General features: G+C 60.1%; 4 protein-coding genes. 3 read left to right on the forward strand and 1 reads right to left on the reverse strand.

Going from position 1 to position 7,458, the window contains the following annotated elements; all coding sequences use genetic code 11:
* Positions 1-117: 117 nt before the first annotated feature.
* Complete coding sequence (locus BGE01nite_RS24325; RefSeq protein ID WP_146854652.1) at positions 118-2,139, reverse strand: monovalent cation:proton antiporter family protein; 2,022 nt, start codon at positions 2,137-2,139, stop codon at positions 118-120.
* 210 nt (positions 2,140-2,349) lie between these two features.
* On the opposite strand from BGE01nite_RS24325, the gene BGE01nite_RS24330 reads away from it, so the two are divergent.
* From BGE01nite_RS24330 to BGE01nite_RS24340, 3 genes are all read left to right on the forward strand, one after another.
* The gene (locus tag BGE01nite_RS24330; protein ID WP_146854654.1) at positions 2,350-5,019 is read left to right on the forward strand and encodes a cation-translocating P-type ATPase; all 2,670 of its coding nucleotides are present in this window, start codon (positions 2,350-2,352) and stop codon (positions 5,017-5,019) included.
* 60 nt (positions 5,020-5,079) lie between these two features.
* Positions 5,080-6,411, forward strand: coding sequence for a hemolysin family protein (locus BGE01nite_RS24335; protein ID WP_146854656.1), 1,332 nt, complete (start codon positions 5,080-5,082; stop codon positions 6,409-6,411).
* A gap of 115 nt (positions 6,412-6,526) precedes the next feature.
* A complete protein-coding gene (locus BGE01nite_RS24340) occupies positions 6,527-7,321 on the forward strand; it encodes a class I fructose-bisphosphate aldolase (protein ID WP_146854658.1) in 795 nt (264 codons plus the stop codon).
* The last annotated feature ends 137 nt before the right edge of the window (positions 7,322-7,458 follow it).

The following is a 7,458-nucleotide window of genomic DNA, read 5'->3' on the forward strand; positions in this document are numbered from 1 at the left end:
ATTTTGTTCGGAGCTTCCGACGAAGCTCGAAGCAGGTGTACGTTGTTCACGCTTTAGCGTATGCTTGGAAGTTCATTGAACACGCTGAAGCGTGAACAACGTACACCAGTTGCGAGATCAACCAAGGACCTCGCGGGCTTTTTGGATTTGCTCGGCGCTGCCGATCAGGAGGACGGAGTCACCGATGCGGATCTCCTCGGAGACGCTGGGGTTGATGATGTTCTCACCGGAGCGCTCAATGCCGACGATGCTGGCACCGGTGCGCGTGCGCAGTTGCAGCTCGGCGATGACTTTGCCGGCGGCTTGGGACTCGGGGGTGATGATGAGGCTGAGCAGCTCCGCATGGCGCAGCAGCGGCGGCATCGCCGAGGCCTCGAGCTCATGGTGAGGCAATGGCGCTTCATTGAGAGTCTCATAGAGCGCGAACTGAGCCTTGGTGTGCACGCGCACAAAGACTCGCCAGAGCAGGATGGTCAGCAACACCAGCACGAGCGCCAAAACGATGAGCAGATTCCGCGAAGGCAGGATGGCGGAACTGAGCACAAGAATGATGAAGAACAGGGCCGCACAACCCGCGATGAAAACGATGCCAGAGATGAGACCACGCAGCGCCTTGGTGTTGTCCTTGGCCGCCGCATGTGAGACGCTCATCTCACTGACGAGCATGCCGAAGGCCTGCCATTTGCGCACGATGGCGATGAGGTTGGGCAGGCTCAGAATCATCGCGACCAGCCAGAGCATGCCTTTGATGCCATCACGTCCCCAGGGAGCCGTGGGCCACCAGCCATGCACACGGTCCAGCATGAACACCGCGGCGATGAAGAAGCCGGCGATGAGCAGAAGATTCAGAAGGATCTGCCAGCCCCATTTGCGGAGAAAAGCCGCGGGAGATTTTTTGCCGTTGCCACTCCCGAGTTTGCCCACCCAATCCGTGTAGGTATCGAGGGTCTTCATCATGCCGTCCGGCATCACCTTTGTCATGCCGCGCACCATGCTGTCAGATCCGCGGATGAGATAGGGTGTGAGCAAGGTGGTGAGAGCCGAGACTGCCACGGCGATGGGATAGAGGAAGTCACTGGTGACTTTCAGCGAAAGGCCGAGCGCCGCGATGATGAAGGAGAACTCGCCAATCTGCGCCAGGCCCATGCCGACGCGCATGGAGGTCTTCATGTCATTTCCCGCGATGAAGGTGCCCAGGCCGCAGGTCAGCACTTTCCCGATCACCACAGCAGCCGTGATGATGAGGATGGGCAGCCACTGGTCCATGAGCACCTGCGGATCGATCAAGAGACCGATCGAGACAAAGAACACCGCGCTAAAGAGATCACGAACCGGATGCATGAGCGTCTCGATGTGAGCGATGTGGCGTGCCTCCGCGATGATGGCACCGATGATGAAAGCACCGAGCGCCACGCTGTAACCGAGATGCACAGCGAGCAGCGACACACCGAAGCAAAGGCCCACGACGGTGACGAGCAGCATCTCATTACTCTTGAACTTGGCGATCCAGTTCAGCAGGCGCGGCACCAGGATGAGACCGAAGACCAGCAGCACTCCGAGGAAGGTGCTGAGCTTGCCCACGGTCACTGCCACGTCCTTCACAGCCAGGGAGCCCGTGGTGGCAAAGCCTGAGAGCATGGCGATCATGAGGATGGCCAGGATGTCCTCCACTATCAGGATGCCGAAGATCATCTGCGCGAAGCGCTCTTTCGTCTTCCCGATCTCCTCGAGAGCCTTGATGATGATGGTGGTGGAGGAGATGGAGAGGATGGCCCCGAGGAAGACACTATCCATCGTGCCCCAACCAAATGCTTGACCAAGCTGGTAGCCCACCCAGATCATGAGCACGATCTCCGCTGAAGCCGCGATCAAGGCCGTGGCACCCACCTTGGTCAGTTTTTTCAAACTGAACTCAAGCCCGAGCGAAAACATGAGGAAGATCACCCCGAGCTCAGAAAGCGTCTCGATGGTGTGCTTGTCATGGATCAGCGGAAACGGAGGCGTGTGCGGACCGATGATGACGCCAGCCAGGATGTAGCCCAAAACGACCGGCTGCTTCAACTGCCGGAACAGGATGGTGACCACGGCTGCGATCATCATCACGACAGCGAGATCCTGAAGGAATAGAATGTGGTGCATGATGTGTGATTTCTGCGGATTTTGTTGGGCCAGTCCGTCACACCGGGCATCCGGGCTGGCATTTTCCCCTGCACAAAGATAACGCCTGGGTCAACCCTTGAGAACCAACGAGATAAACTTCGTTAGAAGTTATGTAGCGGTTTCCTGACAATGCTCCGGACAGCACAACCAACGGGGTGAGTCTATGCGTAGGTAAAAAAGAATATTATCATGCCTGCGACCACGCCTCTTATCTGGCACAGCAAGGAAGCATCCGAGGCAATCTCTGCGTTGCGAACGGACATCGAAAAAGGACTGAGCAACGGCGACGCCGTTGAACGACTCGCGGAACATGGGCCAAACGAACTGCCGGAAGCGCAGCACAAGCCGATGTGGAAGGTGTTTGCCGCGCAGTTTGCCAGCCCGCTCATTTACATCCTTTTTGTTGCCGCCATCATCTCGTTTTCCATGGGTCACGCGAGTGACGCTGTGGTCATTCTGGTCGTCGTGCTAGTGAACTCCGTGATCGGCGCCATCCAGGAAGGACGTGCCGAGCATTCCATGACGGCCCTGAGGAAGCTCTCGGCGCTCAAGGTGCGTGTGACTCGTGATGGCCACGAAACCATCATCGAAGCGAAGGATCTCGTGCCGGGAGACATTTTGCTGCTGGCCGCTGGTGATCAGGTGGGTGCGGATGCGAGGCTGCTGGAAGCGGCCTCCTTGGAAGCCACAGAAGCGGCGCTGACGGGCGAGTCACTGCCCGTGCAGAAACACCTTCAAGTTTTGCCCGAAGACTCTGGATTGGGAGATCGGAGAAACATGATCTACTCCAGCACGCATCTCACGGCGGGCCGCGGACGTGCGGTGGTGGTGGCCACGGGTGTGGAGACGGAGGTCGGCAAGATCGCGCGCATGACGGCGACGGCCTCCGAGCCGCGAACACCGCTGGAGATGCGCCTGCAGCAGTTCGGGCGCTGGCTGGTGATCGCCTCCATCGTGCTGTTCGTACTGATTCTCGTGTTTGGTTTGTCACGCGGCATTCCGTTTGACCAGATCTTCATGGTAGCGATCAGCCAGATGGTCTCGATGGTGCCTGAGGGCCTGCCTGTGGCCATGACCATCGCCCTCGCCGTGGGCATGCAGCGCATGGCGAAACGCGGTGCCATAGTGCGACGTCTCGCGGCCGTGGAGACGCTGGGCTCCACGAGCATCATCTGCAGTGACAAGACGGGCACCCTAACCAAAAATGAGATGACGGTGACCACGCTGGTGCTGCCGGACGGCCGTCTCATCAAGGTCAGCGGTGCAGGTTACTCACCGGAAGGAAAGCTCAGTCTGGAGGACAAAAACATCTCCACCTCGGATGATGAGACGCTGAAGGCCATGCTGGAAGGTGTGGTACTGTGCAATGATGCGAAGCTTGTACCGCCCGATAAGGAGGACACTCGCTGGCGAGCCCTGGGTGATCCCACTGAAGCAGCACTGCTCACGGTGGCTGCGAAGGGTTCCGTGGACCTAGATGCGCTGCGCAAGCAGCATCCCCGCAAGGGCGAGATTCCCTTTGATTCGGCCACAAAAATGATGGCCACCCAGCACGGCTCCAAAATCATCCTCAAGGGTGCGCCGGAGATGCTGCTGGAGCTTTGCGACACCTCATCGCTCGATCTTGCCAAAACCCAGCAGACCGCTGTGGATCTGGCCTCGCAAGCCCTGCGTGTGCTTGCCGTGGCGAAAGTGACGGACCTTCCGCTGGATGAAAAGGCAGGCTTTGAACCGTTCCGTGGAAAATTGAAGTTTCTGGGCCTGCTGGGGCAGATCGACCCGCCACGTGATGAGGTGAAGGCTGCCGTGGAGGAATGCCGTGCAGCAGGCATCCGGCCGGTGATGGTCACGGGAGATCACAAGGCCACGGGGCTGGCGATCGCCACCGCGCTAGGCATTTCCAAGGAAGGTGACATTGCCGTGGACGGTGCCGAGCTGGAGCAGATGACCGAACAAGATTTGCGGAGCAGGCTGGGCAGCATCTCCGTCTTCGCCCGTGTGCACCCGGCGCAGAAACTGCGCATTGTGGAAGCTTTCCAATCCCAGAAGCAGGTGGTGGCGATGACCGGCGATGGCGTGAATGATGCCCCTGCCCTGGCGACGGCGGATGTGGGTGTGGCGATGGGCATCACCGGCACGGAAGTGGCCAAGGGCGCGGCGAAGATCGTGATCACGGACGACAACTTCGCCACCATCGTCAAGGCCGTGGAGGAAGGCCGGCTGGTGTATCAAAACCTCAAGAAGGTGGTGCTTTTCCTCTTCACGACAAGCATCGACGAAGTGCTAGTGCTGCTGCTGGCGCTGCTTTGCGGTTATCCCCTGCCCCTGGCAGCAGTGCAGATCTTGTGGATCAACATCGTGACGGAAGGCACGGTGACCGTGAACCTCATCATGGAAGGCCTGGAGGGCGATGAGATGCGCCGCAAGCCCACGCCGATGGGAGAGCCGCTGATCACCCCGCCGATGTGGCGGCGCATGCTGCTCATGGTGAGCACCAGCGTGACGGCCATCTTCGGCTTCTTCATGTGGCGGCTGAACAGCGGCGCGCCCTTTGAGCTTGTGCAGACAGAGACCTTCACCCTGGTGGCGATCAGCCAGTGGTTCAATGTGCTGAACTGCCGCAGCGCTCTCAAATCCAGCCTGAACCTGGATGTGCTGAAGAACGTCTGGCTCGTCGGCGGCCTGGTGCTGGGCATGGCCCTGCACATGATGGTGATCTACACCGAGCCGATGAACCGCATCTTCTACACGGTGCCGATCCCGCTGACGGACTTCTTCCTGCTGTTCCTCATCGGCAGCAGCGTTCTGTGGGCGGAGGAGATCCGGAAGTGGTTTGCGCGGAGGAGTCAGGCAGCCTAACCCGCTCTCGTTCACAATTGCCTCTGCGCCAATCCACGCCATCGTGGCTGCTTCCCCTTCATGACCGAGCTTGTTATCATCATTGTCCTCCTTGTGTTCAACGGCCTGTTTGCCATGGCCGAGATCGCCATCGTCTCCGCGAAGAGGGCGCGGCTGCAGGATCGGGCCGAGAAAGGCAGCACCGGGGCAAGACTTGCGCTGAAGCTGGCGGAGAACCCGGAGCGGTTCCTCAGCACGGTGCAGATCGGCATCACGCTGGTGGGCGTGCTCGCCGGCGCTTTCGGTGGAGCGAGCCTTTCCGCTTACGTGGAGCCGTGGTTGAAAAACATCCCATGGGCATGGATGGCGGGGAAGGAGGACGAGATCGCCTTCGCCATCGTGGTGGCATTCATCACGTACCTGTCTCTCATCATTGGTGAACTGGTGCCGAAGAGCCTGGCGCTGAGGAACCCGGAGGGTATCGCCATCTTCATGGCGGGGCCGATGAACCTGATCTCAAAGATCGGCAGCCCGCTGGTGTGGGTGCTGGAGCTGAGCACGCGCACGATGCTGGGATTGTTTGGCAAATCCGTGCCGCCGAGCGGTCCCACGCTGGCCGAAGTGGAAGTGATGGTGCGCGAGGGCCTGACCACCGGCAATGTGCACCACCGTGAAAGCGAGATGGTGGAGGGCGTCTTTGACCTGCGGGATGTGCGCGCGGAGGAGGTGATGCAGCCCAAGCCGAAGGTGATCTTCCTGCACATCGACGACACCGCTGAGAGTGCTGCCGAGTATCTGCAGGAGGGCGCACGGCAGGTGATCTTTCCCGTCTATGACGAGACGCGTGACCATGTGGTAGGCATGGTTTCCCTGCGGGCTCTGTTCGTAGCTCTGGCCACCAAGTCTGGCCAAAAGATCAGCGAGCTCATGCGCGAGCCGGTGTTTGTGTCTGACAACCAACCGGCGCTGACCTTGCTGGAAGAACTGCGCAAGGCCCCTCAGCACGCCGCGATGGTAACGGATGAGTTCGGTATTGTCCGTGGTCTGGTGACGGTCGAGGATCTGGCGGAGGAAGTGGTGGGTGACCTCACGCTCCGGCCTGATCTGCCCGGCCAGATGGAGATCCGCCAGTCCGATCCGCACACCTGGATGGTGGATGGCATGGCGGAGATCGATGCGGTCAACGCAGCCATTTCAGGCTTCGACGTCGTGGTGAGCACCCAGGCGGAGAGCTTTCAGACGCTGGCCGGGTTCATCATGCATCATTTGAAGCGTCTGCCCCGCGAGGGAGAATGCTTCACGGTGGAGCAATTTGACCTGGAGATCATCGACATGGACCGCCAGCGCATCGACAAAGTGTGCATCCGGCAGCGGCCGAGCGTCGAAACCTCTGAGGAAGAGGGCAAGGACTGAGGCATTTTCTGGTTTTGGGCCTCCCCAAGAAGGAGGCTGCGCCCCCACAGGGCTCCAGACAGTCCGACCATTGCTTGACCGCCCCCCTATCCCCCTCCATGCATTCCCCTTCCCCATGACCCGCCAAGAAAATCTCGAAGCCTTCTTCCGCAACGGACGCACCGTCATTCTGCCCATCGACCACGGCTGCGCCATCCCTGTGCCCGGGCTGGAAAACCCCTTCGACATGATCGACAGCGTCAGCCCCTATGTGGACGGTTACGTGATCAACCTGGGCGTGGCGATGCGTGCCTCTGACTCGATGGCCGGCAAGGGCATCTGCCTGCGCACGGACGTGTACAATGTGCGCACCGAGGGTGAAGGCGCTGGATCCATCAATGTCTACGGCATCGAAGAGGCCGAGATGGTGGGTGCGAATGCCGTCATGAACATGCTCTACCCCGGCGGATTCAATGAGCGGATCAATTTCCAGGAGGTGGCCGACCTCATCCGTACGAGCTTCGACCTGGACATCCCGACGATCATCGAGGCGCTGCCCGTGGGTCTGGGCCAGAGCCAGCACTACACGCTGGAGAAGGTGCAGTTTGCCGCCCGTCTCGCCGCCGAGCTCGGCTCAGATGTGGTGAAGGTCCCCTACCCGATCGATGCGAAGCCGGGAGATTTCCGCCGCGTCACGGATTCTTGCTTCACGCCGGTCATCGTGCTGGGTGGTGCCGCCATGAATGACGACGCCAGCCTGCTGAAGATGGTGGAAGATGCCATGGATGCGGGAGCCGCAGGCATCGCGATCGGCCGCAATGTGTGGCAGCATCGCAGCCCAGCCGCCATTGCGCGCAGCCTGGCGGCGATCGTGCATGAGGAAGCCTCGGCGCTGGAAGCGCTGGCGCTGCTGAAAGAGCCGCTGCGCTGAGTCAGAAAGAGGAAGCGTGAACAATGTGCGGTGGGAAGCGCTCATGCGTGAGACCGCTGTGTGCGCACAAAGCATCTTCGTTGTTAGGTGGCGCAACATCCGCACAAGAGCGGTGTCGACGATGCACGGTGGCCCGT

Origin of the sequence: Prosthecobacter gellanilyticus (assembly GCF_007992435.1) — a bacterium.
Classification (GTDB): Bacteria; Verrucomicrobiota; Verrucomicrobiia; order Verrucomicrobiales; family Verrucomicrobiaceae; genus Prosthecobacter; species Prosthecobacter gellanilyticus.

Coding starts and splice junctions, on each gene's coding strand:
- BGE01nite_RS24340 (WP_146854658.1), top strand. CDS start 6,527: ATGACCCGCCAAGAAAATCTCGAAGCCTTCTTCCGCAACGGACGCACC.
- BGE01nite_RS24325 (WP_146854652.1), bottom strand. CDS start 2,139: ATGCACCACATTCTATTCCTTCAGGATCTCGCTGTCGTGATGATGATC.
- BGE01nite_RS24335 (WP_146854656.1), top strand. CDS start 5,080: ATGACCGAGCTTGTTATCATCATTGTCCTCCTTGTGTTCAACGGCCTG.
- BGE01nite_RS24330 (WP_146854654.1), top strand. CDS start 2,350: ATGCCTGCGACCACGCCTCTTATCTGGCACAGCAAGGAAGCATCCGAG.